The sequence below is a fragment of the Pseudomonas sp. WS 5059 genome, from assembly GCF_012985525.1.
Taxonomy (GTDB): domain Bacteria; phylum Pseudomonadota; class Gammaproteobacteria; order Pseudomonadales; family Pseudomonadaceae; genus Aquipseudomonas.
In genome coordinates this window covers 99,652-121,421 of record NZ_JAAQWO010000002.1, presented here as the reverse complement: position 1 = coordinate 121,421, position 21,770 = coordinate 99,652, and the positions used below count along the sequence as shown (strand labels likewise).

Genomic DNA, 21,770 nt, shown 5'->3' with positions numbered 1-21,770 from the left:
GCCTGCAACCAGGGCCCCGGCACGCAAACGCGCCAGCACCCCAGATCCGCTACTGCTTATTCGGCGCTGACCACGCTGGGCTGACCCAGGTTGGCCAGTCGCACGCTGTTCTGCACCTGGGCAATCTCGCCCGCCGAGCCGATGGGGCCCAGGCGTACCCGGTGCAGGGTCTGCTGGTTACGCACGATGGAGCTGATAAACACTGGCGCGCTGACCATCCCGCTGAGCTTGGACCTTAACAGTTCTGCCGCATCCGGGTTGGCGAAAGCGCCGACTTGCAGGTACTGCCCGCCCGCTGCATTGCCCGGCGCCGCCTGTGGCACCGCCACGACTGGCGCGGCGTGCTGCTGGGGCGGCGGCGTCCACTGCTCGACCTTGCCCGCCGAAGCGGTGATCTGCGGTTGTGCGCTTTGTGGCTCGTTGAGCATCAACGGCGCTGGCTTGCCGCGCTGGGCCCAGTACTGGGCCGGATCGATGCCTTCGACCTTGACCCGCGCCGTGCCGGTTTCGGCATAGCCGAGTTTTTTCGCGGCAGCGTAGGACAAGTCGATAATTCGGTCGGAGTAGAACGGCCCGCGGTCGTTGACCCGCAGGATTACCACGCGGTTGTTGTCCAGGTTGGTCACCCGTACGTAGGCCGGCAGCGGCAGGGTCTTGTGCGCCGCGCTCATGCCATACAGGTCATACACTTCGCCGTTGGCGGTGTTCTGGCCGTGGAACTTGGTGCCGTACCAGGATGCGGTGCCCGACTGCACGTAGTTCTTGGACTCTTGCAGCGGGAAGTAGGTCTTGCCCAGCACCGTGTAGGGGTTGGCTTTATAGTTGCCGGTATGCAGGGTCGGCGTGGCATCCGGGATGCGCGAGACATCGACGTCCCACCACGGCGCGCCGTCCTTGTGGGCCCGGTTGATATCCAGCCCCGGCTGCGCGCGGACTACCGGGCCACTGGCCTTCTGCGCCGGCGCGCGGCTGGTGGAGCAACTGACAACCAGCAAGGACAATGCGGCCAGCGCCACCAGCTTGAGCGGTTTATTGATCGGCGATACCCGCATTACTTGACGCCCCGTGCTTGAACCAGCATGTCTGACAGCTGATGCACGGCCATGGCGTACATCACACTGCGGTTATAACGCGTGATTGCGTAAAAATTCTTCAGGCCCATCCAGTATTCCGGGCCGTCTGCACCTTCCAGGCGGAAGGCAGTAACCGGCATATCATCGCGCAGCGCATCATGACTTGACCAGCCCAGCGCCCGCAACTCCCCGACGGTTTTCACCGGCTCGATGCCCTGGGTCAGGCCTTCATCGGCGCGATCGCCCGTGACATCGGCGCGGATCACCACCGGCTCGCCAGCCACCCAGCCATGACGCTTGAAGTAGCTGGCAACGCTGCCGATGGCATCATCGGGGTTGCTCCAGATGTTGATATGGCCATCACCGTCAAAATCCACGGCGTAGGCACGAAAGCTGCTGGGCATGAACTGCGGCAGGCCCATGGCCCCGGCGTAGGAGCCTTTGAGGGTCAGCGGGTCGACCTGCTCTTCACGGGCCAGCAGCAGGAACTCACGCAGTTCCTTGCGGAAGAATTCGGCGCGGGGCGGGTAATCGAAGCCCAGGGTCGACAAGGCGTCGATCACCCGGTAACTGCCGGTATTGCGCCCGTAAAAGGTTTCAACGCCGATGATCGAGACGATCACCTGGGCCGGTACGCCATATTCCTGCTCGGCACGGGCCAGCACGGCCTCGTGCTGCCGCCAGAAATCCACACCCCGCGCCACCCGGGCGTCGGTGAGGAACATCGGGCGATAGTCCTTCCACTGCTTGACGCGTTCGGCGGGGCGGGAAATGGCGTCGAGTATCGCCTGCTTGCGCTGCGCCTCGCGGAACACGCCCATCAGTTGTTCGCCGGCGAAACCATAGTCACGCGTCATCTCACCGACAAATTCGGCGACCTGGGGCGAGCCGTCGTAATCGCCGGCCAGGGCTGGCTGTGCAGCGCCAAAGGCGCCCAACAAGCCCAGGCAGGACGCATATCGAGCAGCCCAGCCGCGCATTGCTTGCATTGACATCTTCACCTTATTCAAACCTGTGCGATCCACTTGCGATGGGTATGGATCGACATCAAAACCCCAAACGCTGACAGTAATGTCACCAGCGAAGTTCCGCCGTAGCTAATGAACGGCAACGGCACCCCAACCACCGGCAGCAGGCCACTGACCATACCGATGTTGACGAAAACGTAAACAAAAAAAGTCATTGTCAGCGCACCGGCGAGCAATTTGCCGAACAACGTCTGCGCTTGCGCGGTAATCACCAGGCCACGCCCGATCAACAGCAAGTAGATCAGCAGCAGTGCGCAAATGCCCACCAGGCCGAACTCCTCGCCCATCACCGCGATGATAAAGTCAGTGTGGCTTTCCGGCAGGAAGTCCAGGTGCGACTGGGTGCCCAGCAACCAGCCCTTGCCAAACACGCCGCCGGAACCGATGGCCGCCTTGGACTGGATGATGTTCCAACCGGTGCCCAACGGATCGCTCTCGGGATCGAGGAAGGTCAAGACCCGCTGCTTCTGATAATCGTGCATGAAGAAGAACCACATGGCGACGGCCACCGGCACGGCTGCCACCAGCACGCTGATGATCCAGCGCCAGCGCAGGCCGCCCATGAACAGCACGAACGCACCGCCGGCGAGAATCAGCAGGCCGGTGCCGAGGTCGGGCTGGCGCACGATCAGGATGAACGGAATGCCGATCAGGATCAGGCTGATGCCTACGTGCTTGAGCTGGGGCGGCAAGGTGCGCTTGGCCAGGTACCAGGCGATGGTCGCCGGCATCAGGATCTTCATGAATTCCGACGGCTGGAAGCGAATCACCCCCGGGATATTGATCCAGCGGGTGGCGCCCATGGCGTTATGCCCCATGACGTCCACCACCACCAGCAGCAGCACGCCTGCGACGTATCCCAGCGGCACCCAGCGCGCCATGAAACGCGGCTCCAGCTGGGCAATGACCACCATCGACAACAGGCCCAGGCCGAACGACGACGCTTGCTTGATCAGCAGGTCCCAGTTCTTGCCACTGGCCGAATACAGTACGAACAGGCTGCCGGCCGCCAGGGTCAGCAGCAGGATCAGCAACGGGCCATCAATGTGCATGCGCTGCAACAAGGTGGCGCGGCGACGCATCACATCCTCACTGGAGAGAATGCGGTCGAAATTACTCTTCACGGGCCGTAGCCTCCGCGCTTGAAGGGTTGGCAAACTCAGGCCTGAGCTTGCCGTCCTGGTCCAGCAACCAGGCGTCCATGATCTGGCGCACCACCGGGGCGGCCACGCCGGAACCGGACTCGCCGTTCTCGACCATCACCGCCACGGTGATTTTCGGGTTGTCGGCCGGGGCAAAACCGACAAACAAGGCGTGGTCGCGATGGCGTTCCTGAACCTTGGAGCGGTCGTATTTCTCGCCCTGCTTGATCGCCACTACCTGGGCGGTACCGCTCTTGCCGGCGATCCGGTATTGCGCGCCAGCAGCGGCCTTGCGCGCAGTACCGCGCGCGCCGTGCATCACTTGCTGCATACCATGGTTGACCTTGGTCCAGTCGGAAGAATCACGCAGGACGATGTCCGGGATCGGGTTTTCATCCACCGGTTTCTCACCCTCGATGGTCTTGGCCAGGTGCGGGCGGATCCACTTGCCCTTGCTGGCGACCAGCGCCGTAGCCTGGGCCAGCTGCAAGGGCGTGGCCTGCATATAGCCCTGGCCGATCCCCAGGATCAGGGTTTCCCCCGGGAACCAGGCCTGGCGCCGGGTAGCGCGCTTCCACTCGCGGGAAGGCATCAAGCCTGGGGATTCTTCAAACATGTCCAGGGACACTTTCTGACCGAGGCCGAACTTGCCCATGTAGGTCGATAAACGATCGATCCCCAGCTTGTGGGCCAGGTCATAGAAGTAGGTGTCGTTGGATCGCATGATCGCCGTATCCAGGTCCACATAGCCGTCACCGGTGCGGTTCCAGTTACGGTACTTGTGATCGTAGTTGGGCAACATGTAGTAACCCGGGTCGAAAACCCGGCTGGAAGCAGTGACAACCCCCGCATCCAGGCCGGCAATCGCCACCGCCGGCTTGATGGTCGAGCCTGGCGGATACAGGCCGCGCAGCACCCGGTTGAACAACGGCCGGTCGATGGAATCACGCAGCTCGGCATAAGCCTTGAAGCTGATCCCGGTGACAAACAGGTTGGGGTCGAAACTCGGCTGGCTGACCATCGCCAGCACCTCGCCGGTGTTCGGATCCAGCGCCACCACCGCGCCACGACGGCCACCGAGGGCCATTTCCGCGGCCTCCTGCAGCTTGATATCCAGGCTCAGGACAATGTCTTTGCCGGGAATCGGGTCGGTGCGCTTGAGCACCCGCAGCACACGGCCACGGGCGTTGGTCTCGACCTCCTCGTAACCCACCTGGCCGTGCAGTTCCGGCTCGTAGAAACGCTCGATGCCGGTCTTGCCGATATGGTGGGTGCCGCTGTAATTGACCGGATCGAGGGTTTTCAGCTCTTTTTCGTTGATCCGCCCCATATAACCGACCGAGTGGGCAAAGTGCGCCCCTTGCGGGTAATGGCGCACCAGCTGCGCCACCACTTCCACCCCCGGCAAACGGAACTGGTTCACCGCGATCCTGGCGATCTGCTCTTCGGTCAGCTCAAACAGGATCGGCACCGGTTCAAACGGGCGCCGCCCCTGCTTCATGCGTTTCTCGAAGATCACCCGGTCTTCCGGCGTCAGTTGCAGCACCTCGACAATCACATCGAGGACCTGCTGCCAGTCACCGGAACGTTCGCGGGTCATGCTCAGGCTGAAACTGGGCCGGTTATCGGCGATCACCACGCCATTGCGGTCGAAAATCAGGCCACGGGTCGGCGGAATCGGCTGCACATGCACCCGGTTGTTTTCCGACAACGTGGAGTGATACTCGTACTGGATCACCTGTAGGTAATACAGGCGGGCGATCAACACACACATCAACGCCACCACCGCGATCGCGCCAAAGATCACGCGCGCGCGTACAAGACGTGCGTCTTTCTCGTGGTCCTTGATGCGGATCGGCTGGGTCATCAGGCAGGGCGCAGACTATTTGTGGTAAGGGTGCCCGGACAGGACTGTCCAGGCGCGATACAGCTGTTCACCAATCAGAATCCGCACCAGCGGATGGGGCAACGTCAGGGGCGACAGCGACCAGCGCTGATCGGCCCGCGCGCAGACTTCCGGCGCCAGCCCCTCGGGGCCGCCGACCATGAAGTTGACCGTGCGCGAATCCAGGCGCCAGCGATCCAGTTCCACCGCCAACTGCTCGGTGCTCCAGGGTTTGCCGTGCACCTCAAGGGTGACGATGCGCTCGTTGGCACCGACCTTGGCCAGCATCGCCTCGCCCTCCTGACGGATAAAGCGCGCCACATCGGCGTTCTTGCCCCGGGTGTTGAGGGGTATTTCCACCAGCTCCAGCGCCAGTTCGGATGGCAGACGCTTGGCATATTCATGCCAGCCTTCTTCCACCCACTTGGGCATGCGTGAACCGACAGCAATCAGACGCAGGCGCACAGCCGTTCCTTATTCCTGGTCTTTGTTGAGCTTGTCGAAGTGCGCGTGACCGACTTCAGGGCTGTGGTGCTTGCCATCGGCGGCACGGCTCTGCTCGGCGCCTTTCCACAGGCGCTCCAGGTCGTAGAACTGGCGAGCGTTGCTGGTCATCATGTGGACGATCACGGTGTCCAGGTCAGCCAGCACCCAGTCGCTGTCGCCCTTGCCTTCTTCACCCAGTGGCTTGACGCCCTGGGCTTTGACGGCTTCGCGCACCTTGTCCAGCATCGCGCCGATCTGGCGGTTGGAGGTACCGGTGGCGATGATCATGAAGTCGGTGATGCTTTGCTTGTCGCGCACGTCCAGGACCTGGATGTCCTGGGCCTTCACGTCTTCCAGGGCGGCTACAGCCAGCGCTACCAGCGCTTCACCTTCAGGAGCCGGGACCAGCAGGGCTTCTACCGGCAACGGTGCGCTCTTGAACGTGCCTTTGCGCTTAACTTTGCTTACGTCTTTGTTCGTCATATAAAACTCGTTTTGCTCATTAGTTCGGGCGCTTCAATACACGACTATTCGTGCCTTCAAGCGCGCCTTTTCAGTTCGACGCACGGTAAAGCCCGTGCGCATCGATGTAGGCCAGGACCGCGTCAGGCACCAGGAAACGTACCGACTTACCGCTGGCCAGCAGTTGACGGATCTGGGTGGCGGACACCGCAAGCGGGGTCTGCCAGACGAATGCAATATTCCCGCTCGGCCCGGTCAGGGCCTGTGGGTCACTTACCGACCGCGCTGCCAGCAGGTTGCGCAAGGCATCCGGCGGTTCGCTGTCGGCATCCGGGCGTTGCAAAACCAGGATGTGGCAATGCTGGAGCAACTCTTCCCAGCGATGCCAAGTGGGCAGTGCGCAAAATGCGTCCCAGCCCAAAAGCAGAAACAACTGGTCATCGGCGGCCAACTCGGCCCGCGTCTGTTCCAGGGTGTCGATAGTGTAGGACGGTTTATCGCGCTTGAGCTCGCGGTCGTCCACCACCAGCGGGGCAATCCCGGCCACCGCGCACTGCACCATCGCCAGGCGCTCCTGCGCGCTGACCTGCGGCGTGTCCCGGTGCGGCGGCCGGGCATTGGGGATCAGCCGCAGCTCTTGCAGCCCGAGGGTATCCGCCACTTCCAGGGCACTGCGCAGATGGCCGATGTGCACGGGGTCGAAGGTACCGCCGAGCAGCCCGATGCGTTTACCCATCAAGTGCGCACATGACCGTCGCCAAAGACCACGTACTTCTCACTCGTCAGGCCTTCCAGGCCAACCGGGCCACGGGCATGCAGCTTATCAGTGGAAATCCCAATCTCCGCCCCCAGGCCGTACTCGAAGCCGTCGGCAAAACGCGTCGAGGCGTTGATCATCACCGAAGCGGAGTCCACTTCGGTGAGAAAACGCCGGGCATCGCTGAAATGCTCGGAAACAATGGCGTCGGTATGCTTGGAGCCGTAGGTATTGATGTGCTCGATGGCCTGGTCCAGGTCATCGACGATACGAATCGACAGGATCGGTGCCGTGTATTCGGTGTACCAGTCCTGCTCGGTGGCTTCGATCACGTCGCTGCCCAGCAATGCCCGGGTACGCTCGCAACCCCGCAGTTCCACGCCCTTGTCACGGTAGATTGCAGCCAGCGGCGGCAACACGCGCTCGGCAATGCCGGCGTGGACCAACAGGGTTTCCATGGTGTTGCACGGTGCGTAGCGGTGGGTCTTGGCGTTATCGGCAATGCGGATCGCCTTGTCGAGATCGGCCGCCACGTCGATAAATACATGGCAGACGCCATCAAGGTGCTTGATAACTGGCACCTTGGCATCACGGCTGACACGTTCGATCAGGCTCTTGCCGCCGCGCGGCACGATCACGTCGACATATTCCGGCATGGTGATCAACGCCCCGACGGCGGCGCGGTCGGTGGTTTCCACCACTTGCACCACTTCAGCCGGCAACTCGGCCACGGCCAGGCCTTGCTGGATGCAGGCGGCGATGGCGCGGTTGGAATGGATGGCCTCGGAGCCGCCACGCAGGATGGTGGCGTTGCCGGACTTCAGGCACAGGCTCGCGGCGTCGATGGTCACGTTGGGACGCGACTCATAGATGATGCCGATCACGCCCAGGGGCACGCGCATCTTGCCGACCTGGATACCTGAGGGCAGGTAGCGCATATCGCGGATTTCACCGATGGGGTCAGGCAGCTTGGCTACCTGGCGCAGGCCTTCGATCATGTCGTCGATACGTGCCGGCGTCAGCGCCAGGCGATCCAGCAATGCCGGCTCCAGACCATTGGCCCGGCCGTTGGCCAGGTCCACCTCGTTGGCGGCGGTCAGCTCGGAGCGCGCGGCATCCAGAGCGTCGGCGGCGGCCAGCAGGGCACGGTTCTTCTGCGCGGTGCTCGCACGGGCGATCAACCGCGAGGCCTGACGGGCAGCGCGACCCAGGCGGGTCATGTAGTCAAGAACGGACTCAGTCATGGTCTGGTGGGGTCTTGGCAAAGAGGAAAGCGGCAGATTATAGCTGTCGCGCCGTCCTACGGACAGCGGTGAGGGGCGGATGGTCGAAATGAACTGTAAAAACCCGACGTTCAGCGGTGATTAAGGCTGAAGTTGATATCATCCTGTCACATTTGGCCTGTGCAACCGTCCATCGTCATGTCCAATTCCCCCCCCAAGATCCCCGCCAACCCCCTGCCTGATGGCTTTTTCGACCGTGACGCACAAACGCTCGCGAAAGATTTGCTGGGCAAAGTCATCCGCCATCGGGTCGGCGATTTGTGGCTGTCGGCGCGAATTATTGAAACCGAAGCCTATTACCTGGCCGAAAAAGGCAGTCATGCGTCCTTAGGCTACACAGAAAAGCGTAAGGCTTTGTTTCTGGATGGCGGCCACATCTATATGTACTACGCCCGCGGCGGCGACTCCCTGAACTTCAGCGCGCAGGGGCCGGGCAACGCTGTGCTGATCAAGTCGGCTTACCCCTGGGTAGATGACGTTTCGGGACCTGCCAGCCTGGCGCAAATGCTCCTCAACAACCCCGACGCCAACGGCCGCCCGCGCCCGGCCCACAAGCTCTGCGCCGGACAAACCCTGCTGTGTAAGGCCCTGGGGTTGAAGGTGCCGATGTGGGACGCCAAGCGCTTCGACCAGGAGCAGCTGTACGTCGAAGATGTGGGCGTGGCGCCCGCGCAAATTATCCAGACCACCCGCCTGGGCATTCCCGGTGGGCGGGATGAACACTTGATGTATCGCTTCGTCGATGCTGGCTTCGCGCCCTATTGCACACGGAACCCGTTGCGACGCGGTCAGGTCGAAGGCCGCGATTACGTTTTGATTTGAATATCTGAAACAACCGATCCTGCTGGAAATGGCATCTGCAACACCACCGAGTCCAGTGGGAGCTGGCTTGCCTGCGATAGCGTCGTGACAGCGGCAGTGATATCGCCTGACTCACCGCAATCGCAGGCAAGCCAGCTCCCACAGGGGATCGCCAGTGTTTTGAACGATGCATAAACCATTCGGGAGCGGTTCATTGATGGAGAAGATTGTATGGGCCCATGGCTCGATGGCATTACTGGCTGGCTGACCCTTAACCCGCAATGGCTGGCCGCGGCGGTGTTTATCGTCGCCTTTGTGGAATGCCTGGCCATCGCCGGGATTATCGTGCCAGGCACGGTGTTGCTGTTCGCCATTGCCGCACTGGCCGGCAGCGGCGCGCTGTCCCTGGGTGAAACCCTGCTGCTGGGCCTGCTTGGTGGGCTCTTGGGCGACGGGATTTCCTACTACCTGGGCCGGCATTTCCACCAGAATATCCGGCGCCTGCCCGGCCTGCGCCATCATCCCGAGTGGATGGACGGGGCCGAGGCTTACTTTCAGAAGTACGGCATCGTCAGCTTGCTGGTAGGACGTTTCATTGGGCCATTGCGGCCGATGCTGCCCATGGTCGCCGGGATGTGCGACATGCCCTTCCCGCGCTTTGCCGCCGTCAGCGTGCTGGCCGCCACCGGTTGGTCAATAGCCTATCTGCTGCCTGGCTGGGCCGCCGGTGCGGCGTTTCGGTTGCCGCTGCCCGAAGGGTTCTGGCCCGAAGCCGGGGTGGTCGCCGCCTGCCTGGCCGTATTGTTCGGCATCGCCCTCAACAGCACCCTGCGCGGCCACCGCCGGGCCACGCTGTGGATGGGCTGCGCCAGCCTGGCATTGTTGATCGCGATGTTTATCGGCTACCCGTACCTGAACCATTTTGACCAAGGCTTGATGGCCCTGGTCCAGGAACACCGCAGCCCGGCCATGGACCGGGCCATGGTGATGATCACCCAGTTGGGTGAGTTCAAGAAGATGTTCGTCGCCAGCGCGGTGCTGACCGGCCTGCTGTTGCTGGCACGCCAATGGCGCCAGGGGATTTTCGTCGGCGCCACCCTGCTCGGGGCCGCACTGATCAATACCGGGAGCAAGCTGTTCTTTGCCCGCGGCCGGCCAGAAATCCTCGTCGACCCGCTGACCAGCTTCAGCATGCCCAGCGGCCACGCCTCGGGCTCGTTTGCCTTCTTCCTCGCGTTGGCGGTGCTGGCCGGTCGCGGCCAACCGACCCGCATGCGCCTGGCCTGGCTGCTGCTGGGCGCCATTCCGGCCGCTGCCATTGCCCTGTCGCGGGTGTACCTGGGGGCCCACTGGCCGAGCGATATTCTCGCCGGCACCTTGCTGGCCATGACGGTCTGCGCCTTCAGCCTGACCTTGAGCCAGCGCCACAGCCTGCTACCGGCCATGGCGCCAAAGGTGTGGTGGTTGATCGTTCCGGGATGCGTGGCGGTCCTGGGGTTCTTTGCCCTGACCGGCACCTCCCACGCCTTGCTGCGCTACGCTTATTGAGCTACGCCGGGGTCATCCAATCCACGGGAGCGTAACGCCGCTCGGCGCAGCGCTCCCGGCGCTCCAGCAACATTTCATCGACAATTTGCGCAGCGCGCTCGGCAATGTACTCCGGGCCACGCTCGCCTGCCTGCTGAATCACTTGTGCGGTCACACTGACGAAAAAAGCGTCCCAGACCAATTGCTCCGATGGCGACAATCGAATCATGTTCATTCCCTGATAGTGGTGGCTGAGGCTCCACTATTTCAGGCGATGGGCTCGCGGCACCGCTGAAAAATCCCAAGCTGGCGCGGATAAATCCGAGCCTGCCAGGCTCACGGGAACAGCTCGCCCTGCAACTCATCCAGCAGCAATTGAATGGCGTCCAAGCGTTGCTGGGGGTCGTCGAGTTGCAGCAACTCGATCTTGTCGGGATCGGTAAACGGCAACAGGTAGGCCAGGCGGTGGCTCAACTCCTGTTGGCCTTGCGCATCGGCGCCCATGTCCAGCGAAGCGACCATCGGGTGTTGCGCCAGGGCCTCAAGCAGGGCCAACAGATCGGCATCTTCTTCGTCCAGCGCTCGTTCAGGCTGCTCTTGCAGCCACTCGACATCGGCCACCAACAACTGATCGCGCTGCACCTGGGCCTCGCGCACGCGAAACCTGCGCCCACCCTCGACCCGAATCCCCAGCAAACCGTTGTCCTGCTGCTTGAAATCACGAATCAGGGCTTCGCAGCCAATCACCGCATAGCCGTCCGGGGCCAGGCCGACTTCCTGGCCATCGAGGATGCACACCACGCCAAAGCCTTCGTCCTTTTTCATGCAGCGGCTGATCATATCCAGGTAGCGCGCCTCGAACAGCTGCAGGTCGAGGGTGCAGCCCGGGAACAGCACGGTATTGAGAGGGAACAGTGCCAGACTCATAAAGCGTTCCTTAAACCCGACTTAGATCACTAAAGACACGGCCAATGGCAGGAACACCGCCGTGGCCACGCCCATCAGACTCATCGCCAATGCCGCAAAGGCACCGCACTCCTCGCTCTCCTGCAACGCCACCGAAGTGCCGACCGCGTGGGCGGTCATGCCCAGGGCCATGCCCCGTGCCTCCGGGCTATGCACCCCCAGGCGCGACAAAAAGGCCGGGCCGATCATCGCACCGATCACCCCGGTGATCAGCACGAACACCGCCGCCAGTGCCGCGACGCCGCCGATCTGCTCGGCCACCAGCATGGCGATCGGCGAGGTCACCGACTTGGGCGCCATGGTCATCAGCACCATGTGTTCGGCACCAAACCACCAACCCAGCCATACACACAGGCCAGTGGCAAACACGCCCCCCACCACCAGCGTAGTAAAAATCGGCCAGAACAACTGGCGAATCCGTCGCAGGTTCAGATACAACGGCACCGCCAGCGCCACGGTGGCCGGGCCCAGCAGGATGCTCATGATTTCGGTGCTTTTGCGGTACTCGACATAGGTCAGGCCACACCCCAGCAGCACGCCGATCACCAGCAACATCGAGACCAGCACCGGCTGCAGGAAAATCCAGCGGGTTTTCTCGAACCCCGCCAACACCAGTTGATAGGCGCCCAGGGTGATTCCGATGCCAAATAACGGATGGTGGATGACCGCCGCCCACGCGCCCTGCCAATCGAAGGTCATTGCCCCTCCTCCCGCTGTGCCTGGCGCTTGACCAGTTTTTGCATGAGCACGCCGACAAACGCCATGGCGATCACCAGCGACAACACCAGCGCACCGACGATGGCCCAGAAGTCGGCTGCAATGTCCTTGGCATACACCATCACCCCCACCGCCGGCGGCACCAGCAGCAATGGCAGGTAACGCAACAGGCTGCCGGCCGCGAGGCTCAGCGGTTCACCGACCTCGCCGCGCCACACCAGGTACGCCAGCAGCAACAGCAAGCCGACAATCGGCCCCGGCAAGACCGGCAGGAACAAGTGATTGATCGCCGTGCCGAGCAATTGAAACAACACCAACCATGTAAGACCGCGTAACAACATCCGCCTTCTCCCCAAAAGCCCCCGGGCATTATAAGCATGCCGCCCCTATGAACTGGCATTCGCCAAAAGCATGGTGGGTTGACCGGGCCATTTGCCCATGATGATCTACATTGGTTCTCTGCAATCTACCTAAAACAACAACACCCCTGCCGGTACACGCGTGCCCGCGCCGCCAGGGAGAGATCGATGAACCAAGGAGAGTCGCAATGCCCTTCGTACCTGTAGCGCAACTCAATGATTATGTCGGCAAGGAACTGGGACGTTCCGCATGGCTCACCATCGACCAGGAGCGTATCAACCTGTTCGCGGAGGCGACCGGCGATTTTCAGTTCATCCACGTCGACCCGGTAAAAGCCGCCCAGACCCCGTTCGGCAGCACCATCGCCCATGGTTTCCTGTCGCTGTCGCTGATCCCCAAATTGATCGAAGACATCCTGATCATGCCCGAGGGCTTGAAGATGGCGGTCAACTACGGCCTGGACAGCGTGCGTTTTATCCAGCCGGTCAAGGTCAACTCCAAGGTGCGCCTGGCGGTGACCCTCACCGACGCCACCGAGAAAAAGCCCGGCCAGTGGCTGCTCAAGGCCACCTGCACCCTGGAAATCGACGGCCAGGAAAAACCGGCCTACATCGCCGAGTCGTTGTCACTGTGCTTCGTCTGATACACCCGTAGGAGCCGGCTTGCCGGCGATAGCGCCAGCAGGCGCGCCATCGCCGACAAGTCCTAATTCACACATAGACCACTAGGTATAGCTTCGCCCGCTGCGGCATACTCGGCGCTCAATTATCCGGATCCCGCTATGCGCCCAATCGTCCCCCTTGCTCTCGCCTTGTTGCTCACCGCTTGCGGCGACGGCGAATCCCTGTTGCCGCCCGATGCCCGGCTGCCGGACGGCGGGCGTTATCGCGGAGATGTGGTCGATGGGCTGCTGCAAGGCCAGGGCCGGGTGGATTACCCCAATGGCAGTTGGTACGCCGGGCAATTCGACAAGGGCCAGTGGCACGGCCAGGGCGAATGGCATGGCAGCAATGGCGAGGTCTATAAAGGCCAGTTCCAGCAAGGCCTGTTCGATGGCCAAGGCACCTTGACCACAGCGGCCAACACCTACGTCGGCGGTTTCAAGCAAGGCCGGCGCAACGGCGAAGGCACCCTCAAAGAGGGGCAGATGACCTATCGCGGCGAATTCAAGGACGACCAGTATTCCGGCCTCGGCCGCCTGGAGCTGGCAGACGGCAGCCAATACCAGGGCCTGTTCGCCCACGGCAAACCCAACGGCGAAGGCCAGCGCAACGACGACAGCGGCAACCAGTTCAGCGGGCGCTTCGTCGACGGCCAGTTGGAAGGCAACGGCACCTTCAATAGCGCCGAAGGCGACATGTACATCGGCCACTTCAAACAGAACCAGCTCAACGGCAAGGGCCGCTACGAAAACGCCGACGGCGACGTGTGGACCGGCGAATTCCGCGAAGGCGCCCTGAGTGGCAAAGGCGAACTGACTGGCGTGGATGGCAGCCATTACATCGGGCACTTCAGTGACTGGCGCTTTACCGGTCAAGGGCGCTTGAACCTCAGTGATGGCAGCTTCTATATCGGCGGTTTCGACAACGACAGCTATCACGGCCAGGGCACCCTGGTGCTCACCGATGGCACGGTGCAGGCCGGGACCTGGGCCAACGGCCTGCGCGTACGCGATGCCGACGGCAAGCTGTTGCCCGATGCCCTGGAAGTCGGAGTCCTGGCCCAGGGCCACTTGCTCGACGACGCCCTCGCGGCCGTGCCAGCGTCCACCCCGGCCGTCGAGCTCTACAGCCTGGTGGTGGCCGGTGACGGCAAGCAAAGCGTATTCCTGCGTGAGGCAGATTATGTCAGCAACCTGCTGGCCAGCCGCTTCGGCGCGCGCGGGCAGATCCGCCTGGTCAACCACCGCGACCATATCGCCGACCGCCCGATGGCGACCCGCGAAAGCCTGCGCCGCGCCGTGCAGACCCTGGCCGAGCGCACCGGCCCCGAAGACCTGGTGTTTATCTACCTGACCAGCCACGGCACCCATGAACACCAACTGGTGCTCGACCAACCCCGCATGGAGCTGGCCGACCTGCCAAGCGACGAACTGGCTGCGGTGATGGCACCACTGAAAAACCGCGACAAGGTCATCGTGATTTCCGCGTGTTACTCCGGTGGTTTCATCCCGGCGCTCAAGGATGAGCACACCCTGATCATGACCGCCTCCCGCGCCGATCGCGTGTCGTTCGGTTGCTCCGAAGAGGCCAATTTCACCTACTTCGGCGACGCCTTGTTTGCCCAGGCCCTGACCCAGACCGACGACTTGCAGCACGCCTTCAAGCTGGCGCAACGGCATGTGACCGAGCGCGAAATGGCTGACAACTTCGAAGCCTCCGAACCACAGATCTGGGCGCCCAAGGGCGTGATCGCGCGTTGGCAATTATTGCGTAAACAGCAGGCACGAAAGGCGCTGGAAAGCGTCTCTATCAATAGCAAGGAAGCAAAGAGCAACTAAGCTGAAACTGTATCAAGGGGGGAAACACCATGTACTTGACGCCTCAGCATATATTGCTTGCCGGAGCCTCGGGCTTGACCGGGGAACATCTGCTGGACCGCCTGCTCAACGAGCCCACCGTCACCCGCGTACTGGCGCCCAGCCGCCGCCCGCTGGCAGAACACCCGCACCTGGAAAACCCGGTCGGCGACCCCAGCGTATTGCTGCCACAACTGAGCGGCCGGGTCGACCTGGCCTTCTGCTGCCTGGGCACCACCCTCAAGCAGGCTGGCTCCGAACAGGCCTTTCGCGCGGTTGACCTGGACCTGGTCGTGGCATTCGGCAAGCGCGCCCGGGACATGGGCGCACGGCACCTGATCGTAATCAGCGCCATAGGCGCCGACCCCAAATCCTCGGTGTTCTATAACCGGGTCAAGGGCGAGATGGAGCAGGCCCTGCAGGCCCAGGGCTGGCCACAACTGACCATCGTGAGGCCTTCGCTGCTACTGGGCGAACGCCTGGAGACACGCCTGGCGGAGAAACTTGCGGGGCCGTTGTCGCGGTTGATTCCCGGCAAGTATCGCGGCATCGAAGTGTGCGAACTGGCCCGGGCCATGTGGCGCCTGGCGCTGGAAGAGCAGGATGGGGTGCGGATTGTCGAGTCGGATGAGTTGCGTAAGCTCGGCAAGTGAATCTGCGCTGACCGGGCGGGCCTCATCGCGGGCAAGCCCGGCTCCCACATGAATGTATTCACCGATCACCTGTAGGAGCTGGCTTGCCTGCGATGGGGCCCGCCCACACAACATCCACCGCTACAGGCTACAACCCACCCGTCGCATTAAACCCAACCCCCAATACCGTCAACGCCGACAGCGGCAACAGCAGCGTGTCGAGCAGCGCGCTGGCCGGCAGGTCGAGGCCCGGATAGCTCGGCGCTTCGGCACCAAAGCGATCCATCGCACAGCAACCACCCTGCATCGCATACAGATCCAGGCGCGTGCCCGCATACACCACCGGCGCACCGGGTTTCGCCGCATCCAGGGTGCGTGCGGTGGCGCAGCCCGTCAGGTGCAGCGCCAGCACGATCAGCAGGGTTTTATTCATCGCTGCTCAAATGATGCTCGCCCCAGCGCGGCAGCATGTCCTGAGGGATGTTCAGCAGGTTGAGAATCCGCGCCACCACAAAATCCACCAGGTCATCAATGGTCTGCGGCTGGTGATAAAAGCCTGGCGACGCCGGCAAGATGGTCACGCCCATGTTCGACAACTTGAGCATGTGCTCCAGATGAATGCTCGAATACGGCGCCTCGCGCGGCACCAGAATCAACTGGCGGCGCTCCTTCAAGGTCACATCCGCCGCGCGCTCGATCAGGTTGTTGCACGCCCCGGTGGCAATCGCCGACAAGGTGCCCGTGGAACATGGCACCACTACCATCGCCGCTGGCGCACCGGAACCGGATGCGACCGGTGACATCCAGTCTTCCTTGCCATAGACCTTGATCTGCCCCGCCGCCGCACCGGTGTATTCAGTGAGGAAGGCTTGCATCATCTGCACCTTGGGCGGCAGCGAGACATCAGTCTCGGTGGCCATCACCAATTGCGCCGCCTTGGAAATCAGGAAATGCACTTCGCGGTCTTCGCGCACCAGGCAATCGAGCAAGCGCAGCCCATAAGGTGCGCCGGACGCGCCGGTCATCGCCAGGGTGATGCGCTCCGGCCCGTTCATCGCAGCGCCTCGGCGAGTTTGCCGTGCAGGCCGCCAAAGCCGCCATTGCTCATGATCACCACGTGGGTACCGGGCTTGGCCTGGCTCTTGACCCGTTCGATGATGCCTTCCAGGGAGTCGCTGACAATCGAGGGCACGGTGCAAAGCCTGGCCACGGCTGCCAGGTCCCAACCCAGGTTGGCCGGCGCGTACCACACCACCTGGTCGGCATCGTTGACGCTTTCCGGCAGGCCATCACGGTGCGCGCCCAGTTTCATGGAATTGGAGCGTGGCTCGATAATCGCGATCACCGGCGCATCGCCGACACGCTTGCGCAAGCCGTCGAGGGTGGTGGCAATCGCCGTGGGGTGGTGGGCAAAGTCGTCGTAGATGGTAATCCCATTCACTTCAGCGACCTTTTCCATACGCCGCTTGACGCTCTTGAACGCGCTCAGCGCGGCAATGCCCATGGCCGGCACCACGCCGACATGCCGGGCTGCCGCCAGAGTCACCAAGGCGTTGGCAACGTTGTGCTGGCCGGTCATGTCCCAATCGACAATGCCCTGGGCCTCGCCCTCAAACAGTACTTCGAATTTGGAGCCATCCTCGCTCAACAGCTTGACCTGCCATTGCCCGCCCGCGCCGGTGGTTTGCACCGGGGTCCAGCAGCCCATCTCGATCACGCGCTGCAGGGCCGGCTCGGTGGTGGGATGAATCACCAGGCCTTCGCTGGGAATGGTGCGCACCAGGTGGTGGAATTGCCGCTCGATGGCCGGCAGATCGGGGAAGATATCCGCATGATCGAACTCCAGGTTGTTCAGGATCGCCGTGCGCGGGCGGTAGTGAACGAATTTGGAGCGTTTGTCGAAGAACGCACTGTCGTATTCATCGGCTTCGATAACAAAAAACGGGGTATCGCCCAGGCGCGCCGACACCGAGAAGTTCTGCGGTACGCCGCCAATCAGGAAGCCGGGGCTCATGCCCGCGTGTTCCAGCACCCAGGCCAGCATGCTGCTGGTGGTGGTCTTGCCATGGGTACCGGCCACCGCCAACACCCAACGGCCTTGCAGCACATGGTCAGCCAGCCACTGCGGTCCGGAAACATAAGGCAGGCCTTTGTTCAGCACGTATTCCACGGCGGGGTTGCCACGGGACATCGCGTTGCCGATCACCACCAGGTCCGGCACCGGATCAAACTGCGCCGGGTCGTAACCTTGGGTCAGCTCAATGCCCTGGGCCTGCAATTGCGTGCTCATGGGCGGATAGACGTTGGCATCGGAGCCGGTGACATGATGACCCAGCTCTTTGGCCAGGACCGCCATCGAACCCATGAAGGTGCCGCAAATACCGAGAATATGAATGTGCATAGTCGACCTCGTAAAACATCGAGGCAGGTTAGCGTAGGGTGGGAAAAATCGCACTCTTTTAGCGATTGACGTGCGATCTTTTCAGTCATTGATCGTGGCTAGCCGGGACCCACCGCCATTGGGTGTTTATAAGCTGAAATCAGGCCCGGAGTTCGGGACTTCCCTACAACACCGGGGCCTGGAAAGCGACTCAAGGAAATATACAATCACACTCAAACTAACGAATCGAAAACAAGAAAGCCTTACTTAAAAACCCTCATTCTTTGCGCTGCGTCTCCAACTCTCGAATGGCCACTAACCTGCCAATCCCTTTATTGATCGCTTCATTCCTTTTATCAAGCGCGTCTAATCGTCCAGCAGCATCTTGGGTCCCGGGCGTCGCTTCTGCTTTGTAGGGCCTGAAAACAAAATCGTTTTGCGTGGCGACCGCCTCCAGGTTTTTCTCTGCTGCACCGTACAGTTTCTCGAGAGTGTCAAGGCGAGCATCGGTCTCGGTTGGCCAGTTCGGGCTTTTTCCAAGAGCCGCGGCTTCGCCACCTTCAGCTAACGTCTGGATCGTATTAGCCGCATACAAATATTTTATCTCGGCGTTTTCCAGGCGCAAACTCACCATTGAGGCGTCTTGCGACCCAGTACTACCTGCTGCCGCCACGCCATTAGGGAGTTTACTCGGGGCTGGCAGGTGAGCAGGAGGTAGTAATGGGGTAGAAGCGGTAAAACTGCCCTTGATACTTTCACCACTCCAGACAGACCCCGCGTAAGTGCCAACACTCAACGGCGTGCTGACAAGCCCATTTATAGAAGCATTCACAAAAGCATCACGGGTAACAGTCTTCAGGGAAGTATCGGTCTTAAACACACCCGCCTTGACTAGACGATCTGCCGCAATCAGGTTGGCTGCCACATCACCAAATGTCTTGGGTTGTGCGACCACGGGCTTTGCCGGCCCAGAGAGCGATGAGCCGGGGTGCTGCGTCTTGAACGCAATCTCCCTGAAGTCACTGATTGCCTTGCTGTTGCGAGGGCCGACAGGCACACGGGGGCCCAAACTTGATGTAGGTACAAACTTGCCTTCGAGCCCAATAGTTGGGATTTTGGGCGAATTAAGACTGACCGAGGTCATTCCCCTGGGAAAACCACGGACTTTAAACCCTCTTTTAACACGCATAGAACCATCACCCGAATGCTCACCCGTGCTATTGGCCGCGCTGGAGCCCTGGGCCTGTAACTCATCCGCTACTTCATTTAAATTCGGAGCACCTTGGGTACTGGCTGACGCCTGTTGATTGGAAATACCAGGCATTAAATCTTTCACTTGCAACGGAACCGAAACAGGCAAACCTGTAACATTCATATCATCACCTCAATAGTAAAAATACGTTCATGACGCCTGAACAAAACTTGCCTACGCCTAGAGCCAATCGCTCTAAAATAATGAACCGTCCTTTCACCTTGAGTACGAATAAACTAGCGTTCAGTTCCACTGAGCAGGGAAATTAAAGCAGTCATTACAACTCGCAACATTCCACATTAGCGGCAATAGATTCAAGCTTAAAAAAGCAGAACGCCCGCATTAAATAATTACTTCACATTCACTTCCAACAAAAAACCTCACACCCCCAAGTTAAAACACACTTATCTAAAAGCCGGTTGACTACAGATTTAACCCGTACGGCGCCGACGCGCGACTGAATGCGCCAAGAAAGGCGCAAGAGGGCTGGCGCTGCCCTCGTCTCAATTCAGCCCGCTGAGCGCAGAGCGATGCCATGCTTGCGTAGCTTGCGATACAGCGTATTGCGGCTAACGCCCAACTGCTCCGCGACCAGGGTCATATGCCAGCGCTGCTGCTCCAGCGTGGTCAGCAATGCCAAGCGTTCGGCGTCCTCCAAAGGTTGCTTGCCCCGCTGTACGGAGATATGTGCCTGAGAAGGAACCTGGCGGATGACCGCCGGCAAGTCGTCCAGCCCAACGCGCCCACCGTCACACAGGGCGGCCAGTGTGCGCAGCACCGTACGCAGTTGGCGCACGTTTCCCGGCCAGGAATAATCCAGCAGCGCCTGACGAGCCTCGACAGCCAGTGCTATCGCCTGTCCGTCTGCTTCTTGCGCCAGTAGAAAGTCCAGTAGCTGGGACTTGTCACTGCGTTCGCGCAGCGGCGGCAACGCCACTTCCAGGCCGTTGAGGCGATAGTACAAGTCTTCACGGAAGGTGCCGTTGGCGACCCGCGCCAGCAAGTCCCGGTGGGTGGCGCTGATGATGCGCACGTTCACCGCCTGCGGCTCGCCACCAATGGGCACCACCAAGCGGTCTTCCAGCACCCTTAATAGCCGGGTCTGCAAGGCCAGGGGCATGTCGCCGATCTCGTCGAGGAACAAGGTGCCGCCATCGGCCTGTTGCAGCTTGCCGCGCATGCCTTCCTTGCGGGCGCCGGTGAAGCTGCCGCCGCGGTAGCCAAATAGCTCGCTCTCAATCAGGCTTTCCGGGATGGCCGCGCAGTTCAGGGCCACGAAGGCTTTGTCGGCGCGTTGGCTGGCGTGGTGTACAGCTTTGGCGAAGGCCTCCTTGCCGGAGCCGGTTTCGCCATTGATCAGCAGTGGCACGTCGCGCTCAAAAACCCGCAGGGCCTTGCGAAAATCATTCTGCAGCGCCTCATCGCCCAGGCAGATGCCCGGCAAGTGCGGCCGCTCGACCTTGGGCGGCGGCGCTACTACCGGGCTGGGCGCGCGCCGGGCTTCGCCACGCAGCACCGCAAACAGGCCGCGCCCATCACGGGTACGCAAGGGCCAACTGGCGCTGGCGTTGGAACTGGCGCGCCCAAGCAAGTCATCCAGGGTGCAGTCGAAAAACATCTCCACCGGCAGGCCCAACAGGCGTCCGCGTGGCTGGCCCAGCAGGTTCTGCGCGCTTTGGTTGAGCGCACAGATCCGCCCTTCACCGTCGAACGCCAACAGTCCTTCGCTGAACAGGCCCACGGATTCGGCCTGCAGGTGGAAACGCAGCAGCCAGTGGTTTTCAAAGTGGCGCAGGAAATAGCAGCTCTCGATCATCTTCGCCGAAAGATTGACCAGCGCCATGGTGTGGAACTGGCTCTGGCGCGACACCGCTTCGCGGGCCGAGGACACGTCGAGCACCGCCAGCAGGTCGCCATGGGGGTCGAACACCGGGCTGGCCGAGCAGGTCAGCCCGGTATGGCGCCCGCGAAAGTGTTCGTCGCGATGAATGGTCAGGGCCTGGCGCTCCACCAGGCAGGTGCCGATACCGTTCGTGCCTTCGCAGGCCTCGCTCCAGTCGGCGCCGAGCCACAGGCCGGCATGCTCGAACACCTTGCGTTCGCTGGGCGCAGTGACGCAATTGAGGATCACCCCTCGCGCATCGGTCAGCAGCACTGCGTGCCCGGCGCCGGAAAGCTGTTGATGCAAATTGTTCATTTCAGTGCCGGCGATGTGCAGCACCTGTTGCAGGCGCTCGCGGCTTTCCAGCAGGCGATCATGCTCCAGCACCGTGGGAGCGACGGTCAGGGCCGGGTCAAGGTGGTAATCCTCCAGGCAGCGCAGCCAGGAGCGGGCAATCGAGGGGTCGCTGCCGGGACCGTGCAGCGGGTCTTGCCCACGGGTGACCGTCAGGACTTGCCGGGCATGGCGGCTGAAATGATCGTTGTGCATATTCTTATTGTTCTCCTGTTGCGTGGGACACACCGCGGACCGGGGCACCCAGCATCCTCCAGGCCTTGGC

General features: G+C 61.6%; 22 protein-coding genes. 5 read left to right on the top strand and 17 right to left on the bottom strand.

Features of this window, described 5'->3' with window-relative positions:
* Positions 1 to 56 precede the first annotated feature (56 nt).
* The 8 genes from HBO12_RS05310 to HBO12_RS05275 all read right to left on the bottom strand — a co-directional run bounded on the left by HBO12_RS05310 (position 57) and on the right by HBO12_RS05275 (position 8,077).
* The gene (locus HBO12_RS05310; RefSeq protein ID WP_169951218.1) at positions 57 to 1,052 is read right to left on the bottom strand and encodes a septal ring lytic transglycosylase RlpA family protein; all 996 of its coding nucleotides are present in this window, start codon (positions 1,050 to 1,052) and stop codon (positions 57 to 59) included.
* Entirely contained in the window at positions 1,052 to 2,062 is a 1,011-nt protein-coding gene (gene mltB / locus HBO12_RS05305) for a lytic murein transglycosylase B (protein ID WP_169951220.1), read from the bottom strand. The genes HBO12_RS05310 and mltB overlap by 1 nt, the downstream gene beginning before the upstream one ends.
* A 17-nt stretch (positions 2,063 to 2,079) precedes the next feature.
* Positions 2,080 to 3,183: a rod shape-determining protein RodA gene (gene rodA, locus HBO12_RS05300; protein WP_169951409.1), complete on the bottom strand. Its 1,104-nt coding sequence runs from the start codon at positions 3,181 to 3,183 to the stop codon at positions 2,080 to 2,082.
* Between the two features lie 31 nt (positions 3,184 to 3,214).
* On the bottom strand, positions 3,215 to 5,110 hold the full coding sequence (mrdA, locus tag HBO12_RS05295; protein ID WP_169951222.1) for a penicillin-binding protein 2: 1,896 nt from the start codon (positions 5,108 to 5,110) through the stop codon (positions 3,215 to 3,217).
* Between the two features lie 15 nt (positions 5,111 to 5,125).
* Entirely contained in the window at positions 5,126 to 5,593 is a 468-nt protein-coding gene (rlmH, locus tag HBO12_RS05290; protein ID WP_029292262.1) for a 23S rRNA (pseudouridine(1915)-N(3))-methyltransferase RlmH, read from the bottom strand.
* Between the two features lie 9 nt (positions 5,594 to 5,602).
* Positions 5,603 to 6,097 (bottom strand): ribosome silencing factor, encoded by a 495-nt coding sequence (gene rsfS / locus HBO12_RS05285; protein ID WP_032861691.1) that lies wholly within the window; start codon positions 6,095 to 6,097, stop codon positions 5,603 to 5,605.
* 70 nt (positions 6,098 to 6,167) lie between these two features.
* A complete protein-coding gene (nadD, locus tag HBO12_RS05280) occupies positions 6,168 to 6,812 on the bottom strand; it encodes a nicotinate-nucleotide adenylyltransferase (protein ID WP_169866005.1) in 645 nt (214 codons plus the stop codon).
* A complete protein-coding gene (locus HBO12_RS05275; RefSeq protein ID WP_170041672.1) occupies positions 6,812 to 8,077 on the bottom strand; it encodes a glutamate-5-semialdehyde dehydrogenase in 1,266 nt (421 codons plus the stop codon). The genes nadD and HBO12_RS05275 overlap by 1 nt, the downstream gene beginning before the upstream one ends.
* A 177-nt stretch (positions 8,078 to 8,254) precedes the next feature.
* Between HBO12_RS05275 and HBO12_RS05270 the strand changes: the two genes are divergently transcribed.
* Positions 8,255 to 8,938 (top strand): DNA-3-methyladenine glycosylase, encoded by a 684-nt coding sequence (locus tag HBO12_RS05270; protein ID WP_170041671.1) that lies wholly within the window; start codon positions 8,255 to 8,257, stop codon positions 8,936 to 8,938.
* A 210-nt stretch (positions 8,939 to 9,148) separates the two neighbouring features.
* Positions 9,149 to 10,465, top strand: coding sequence for a bifunctional DedA family/phosphatase PAP2 family protein (locus tag HBO12_RS05265; protein ID WP_169951229.1), 1,317 nt, complete (start codon positions 9,149 to 9,151; stop codon positions 10,463 to 10,465).
* Between the two features lies 1 nt (position 10,466).
* On the opposite strand, the gene HBO12_RS05260 is transcribed toward HBO12_RS05265, so the two are convergent.
* From HBO12_RS05260 to HBO12_RS05245, 4 genes are all read right to left on the bottom strand, one after another.
* Positions 10,467 to 10,673 (bottom strand): hypothetical protein, encoded by a 207-nt coding sequence (locus HBO12_RS05260; RefSeq protein ID WP_170041670.1) that lies wholly within the window; start codon positions 10,671 to 10,673, stop codon positions 10,467 to 10,469.
* Positions 10,674 to 10,780: 107 nt separating this feature from the next.
* On the bottom strand, positions 10,781 to 11,371 hold the full coding sequence (locus tag HBO12_RS05255) for an LON peptidase substrate-binding domain-containing protein (protein WP_170041669.1): 591 nt from the start codon (positions 11,369 to 11,371) through the stop codon (positions 10,781 to 10,783).
* Between the two features lie 21 nt (positions 11,372 to 11,392).
* Positions 11,393 to 12,109, bottom strand: a complete 717-nt coding sequence (locus tag HBO12_RS05250) for an LrgB family protein (protein ID WP_076964939.1) — start codon at positions 12,107 to 12,109, stop codon at positions 11,393 to 11,395.
* Positions 12,106 to 12,468: a CidA/LrgA family protein gene (locus HBO12_RS05245; RefSeq protein WP_057438999.1), complete on the bottom strand. Its 363-nt coding sequence runs from the start codon at positions 12,466 to 12,468 to the stop codon at positions 12,106 to 12,108. The genes HBO12_RS05250 and HBO12_RS05245 overlap by 4 nt, the downstream gene beginning before the upstream one ends.
* Before the next feature lie 206 nt (positions 12,469 to 12,674).
* Here HBO12_RS05245 and HBO12_RS05240 point away from each other — a divergent pair, with 206 nt between their 5' ends.
* From HBO12_RS05240 to HBO12_RS05230, 3 genes are all read left to right on the top strand, one after another.
* Complete coding sequence (locus HBO12_RS05240) at positions 12,675 to 13,130, top strand: MaoC family dehydratase (protein WP_169951243.1); 456 nt, start codon at positions 12,675 to 12,677, stop codon at positions 13,128 to 13,130.
* A gap of 138 nt (positions 13,131 to 13,268) precedes the next feature.
* Complete coding sequence (locus tag HBO12_RS05235) at positions 13,269 to 14,987, top strand: C13 family peptidase (protein WP_169951246.1); 1,719 nt, start codon at positions 13,269 to 13,271, stop codon at positions 14,985 to 14,987.
* A 29-nt stretch (positions 14,988 to 15,016) separates the two neighbouring features.
* A complete protein-coding gene (locus HBO12_RS05230) occupies positions 15,017 to 15,658 on the top strand; it encodes an oxidoreductase (RefSeq protein ID WP_170041668.1) in 642 nt (213 codons plus the stop codon).
* Positions 15,659 to 15,785: 127 nt separating this feature from the next.
* Here HBO12_RS05230 and HBO12_RS05225 read toward each other — a convergent pair whose 3' ends face one another.
* The 5 genes from HBO12_RS05225 to HBO12_RS05205 form a co-directional block, all read right to left on the bottom strand.
* Positions 15,786 to 16,070, bottom strand: a complete 285-nt coding sequence (locus HBO12_RS05225) for a YceK/YidQ family lipoprotein (RefSeq protein ID WP_169951252.1) — start codon at positions 16,068 to 16,070, stop codon at positions 15,786 to 15,788.
* Entirely contained in the window at positions 16,063 to 16,692 is a 630-nt protein-coding gene (gene ubiX, locus HBO12_RS05220; RefSeq protein WP_169951254.1) for a flavin prenyltransferase UbiX, read from the bottom strand. The genes HBO12_RS05225 and ubiX overlap by 8 nt, the downstream gene beginning before the upstream one ends.
* Positions 16,689 to 18,038 (bottom strand): UDP-N-acetylmuramate:L-alanyl-gamma-D-glutamyl-meso-diaminopimelate ligase, encoded by a 1,350-nt coding sequence (gene mpl, locus HBO12_RS05215; protein ID WP_170041667.1) that lies wholly within the window; start codon positions 18,036 to 18,038, stop codon positions 16,689 to 16,691. Before mpl ends, ubiX begins: the two co-directional genes overlap by 4 nt.
* A 256-nt stretch (positions 18,039 to 18,294) precedes the next feature.
* Positions 18,295 to 19,392 carry a hypothetical protein gene (locus HBO12_RS28310; RefSeq protein WP_262376925.1) on the bottom strand — a complete coding sequence of 366 codons (1,098 nt, stop codon included), beginning with the start codon at positions 19,390 to 19,392 and terminating at the stop codon, positions 18,295 to 18,297.
* 385 nt (positions 19,393 to 19,777) lie between these two features.
* Positions 19,778 to 21,700 (bottom strand): sigma-54-dependent Fis family transcriptional regulator, encoded by a 1,923-nt coding sequence (locus tag HBO12_RS05205; protein WP_170041666.1) that lies wholly within the window; start codon positions 21,698 to 21,700, stop codon positions 19,778 to 19,780.
* Positions 21,701 to 21,770: the final 70 nt, after the last annotated feature.

Coding starts and splice junctions, on each gene's coding strand:
- HBO12_RS05310 (WP_169951218.1), bottom strand. CDS start 1,052: ATGCGGGTATCGCCGATCAATAAACCGCTCAAGCTGGTGGCGCTGGCC.
- mltB (WP_169951220.1), bottom strand. CDS start 2,062: ATGCAAGCAATGCGCGGCTGGGCTGCTCGATATGCGTCCTGCCTGGGC.
- rodA (WP_169951409.1), bottom strand. CDS start 3,183: ATGCGTCGCCGCGCCACCTTGTTGCAGCGCATGCACATTGATGGCCCG.
- mrdA (WP_169951222.1), bottom strand. CDS start 5,110: ATGACCCAGCCGATCCGCATCAAGGACCACGAGAAAGACGCACGTCTT.
- rsfS (WP_032861691.1), bottom strand. CDS start 6,097: ATGACGAACAAAGACGTAAGCAAAGTTAAGCGCAAAGGCACGTTCAAG.
- nadD (WP_169866005.1), bottom strand. CDS start 6,812: ATGGGTAAACGCATCGGGCTGCTCGGCGGTACCTTCGACCCCGTGCAC.
- HBO12_RS05275 (WP_170041672.1), bottom strand. CDS start 8,077: ATGACTGAGTCCGTTCTTGACTACATGACCCGCCTGGGTCGCGCTGCC.
- HBO12_RS05270 (WP_170041671.1), top strand. CDS start 8,255: ATGTCCAATTCCCCCCCCAAGATCCCCGCCAACCCCCTGCCTGATGGC.
- HBO12_RS05265 (WP_169951229.1), top strand. CDS start 9,149: ATGGGCCCATGGCTCGATGGCATTACTGGCTGGCTGACCCTTAACCCG.
- HBO12_RS05260 (WP_170041670.1), bottom strand. CDS start 10,673: ATGATTCGATTGTCGCCATCGGAGCAATTGGTCTGGGACGCTTTTTTC.
- HBO12_RS05255 (WP_170041669.1), bottom strand. CDS start 11,371: ATGAGTCTGGCACTGTTCCCTCTCAATACCGTGCTGTTCCCGGGCTGC.
- HBO12_RS05250 (WP_076964939.1), bottom strand. CDS start 12,109: ATGACCTTCGATTGGCAGGGCGCGTGGGCGGCGGTCATCCACCATCCG.
- HBO12_RS05245 (WP_057438999.1), bottom strand. CDS start 12,468: ATGTTGTTACGCGGTCTTACATGGTTGGTGTTGTTTCAATTGCTCGGC.
- HBO12_RS05240 (WP_169951243.1), top strand. CDS start 12,675: ATGCCCTTCGTACCTGTAGCGCAACTCAATGATTATGTCGGCAAGGAA.
- HBO12_RS05235 (WP_169951246.1), top strand. CDS start 13,269: ATGCGCCCAATCGTCCCCCTTGCTCTCGCCTTGTTGCTCACCGCTTGC.
- HBO12_RS05230 (WP_170041668.1), top strand. CDS start 15,017: ATGTACTTGACGCCTCAGCATATATTGCTTGCCGGAGCCTCGGGCTTG.
- HBO12_RS05225 (WP_169951252.1), bottom strand. CDS start 16,070: ATGAATAAAACCCTGCTGATCGTGCTGGCGCTGCACCTGACGGGCTGC.
- ubiX (WP_169951254.1), bottom strand. CDS start 16,692: ATGAACGGGCCGGAGCGCATCACCCTGGCGATGACCGGCGCGTCCGGC.
- mpl (WP_170041667.1), bottom strand. CDS start 18,038: ATGCACATTCATATTCTCGGTATTTGCGGCACCTTCATGGGTTCGATG.
- HBO12_RS28310 (WP_262376925.1), bottom strand. CDS start 19,392: ATGAATGTTACAGGTTTGCCTGTTTCGGTTCCGTTGCAAGTGAAAGAT.
- HBO12_RS05205 (WP_170041666.1), bottom strand. CDS start 21,700: ATGCACAACGATCATTTCAGCCGCCATGCCCGGCAAGTCCTGACGGTC.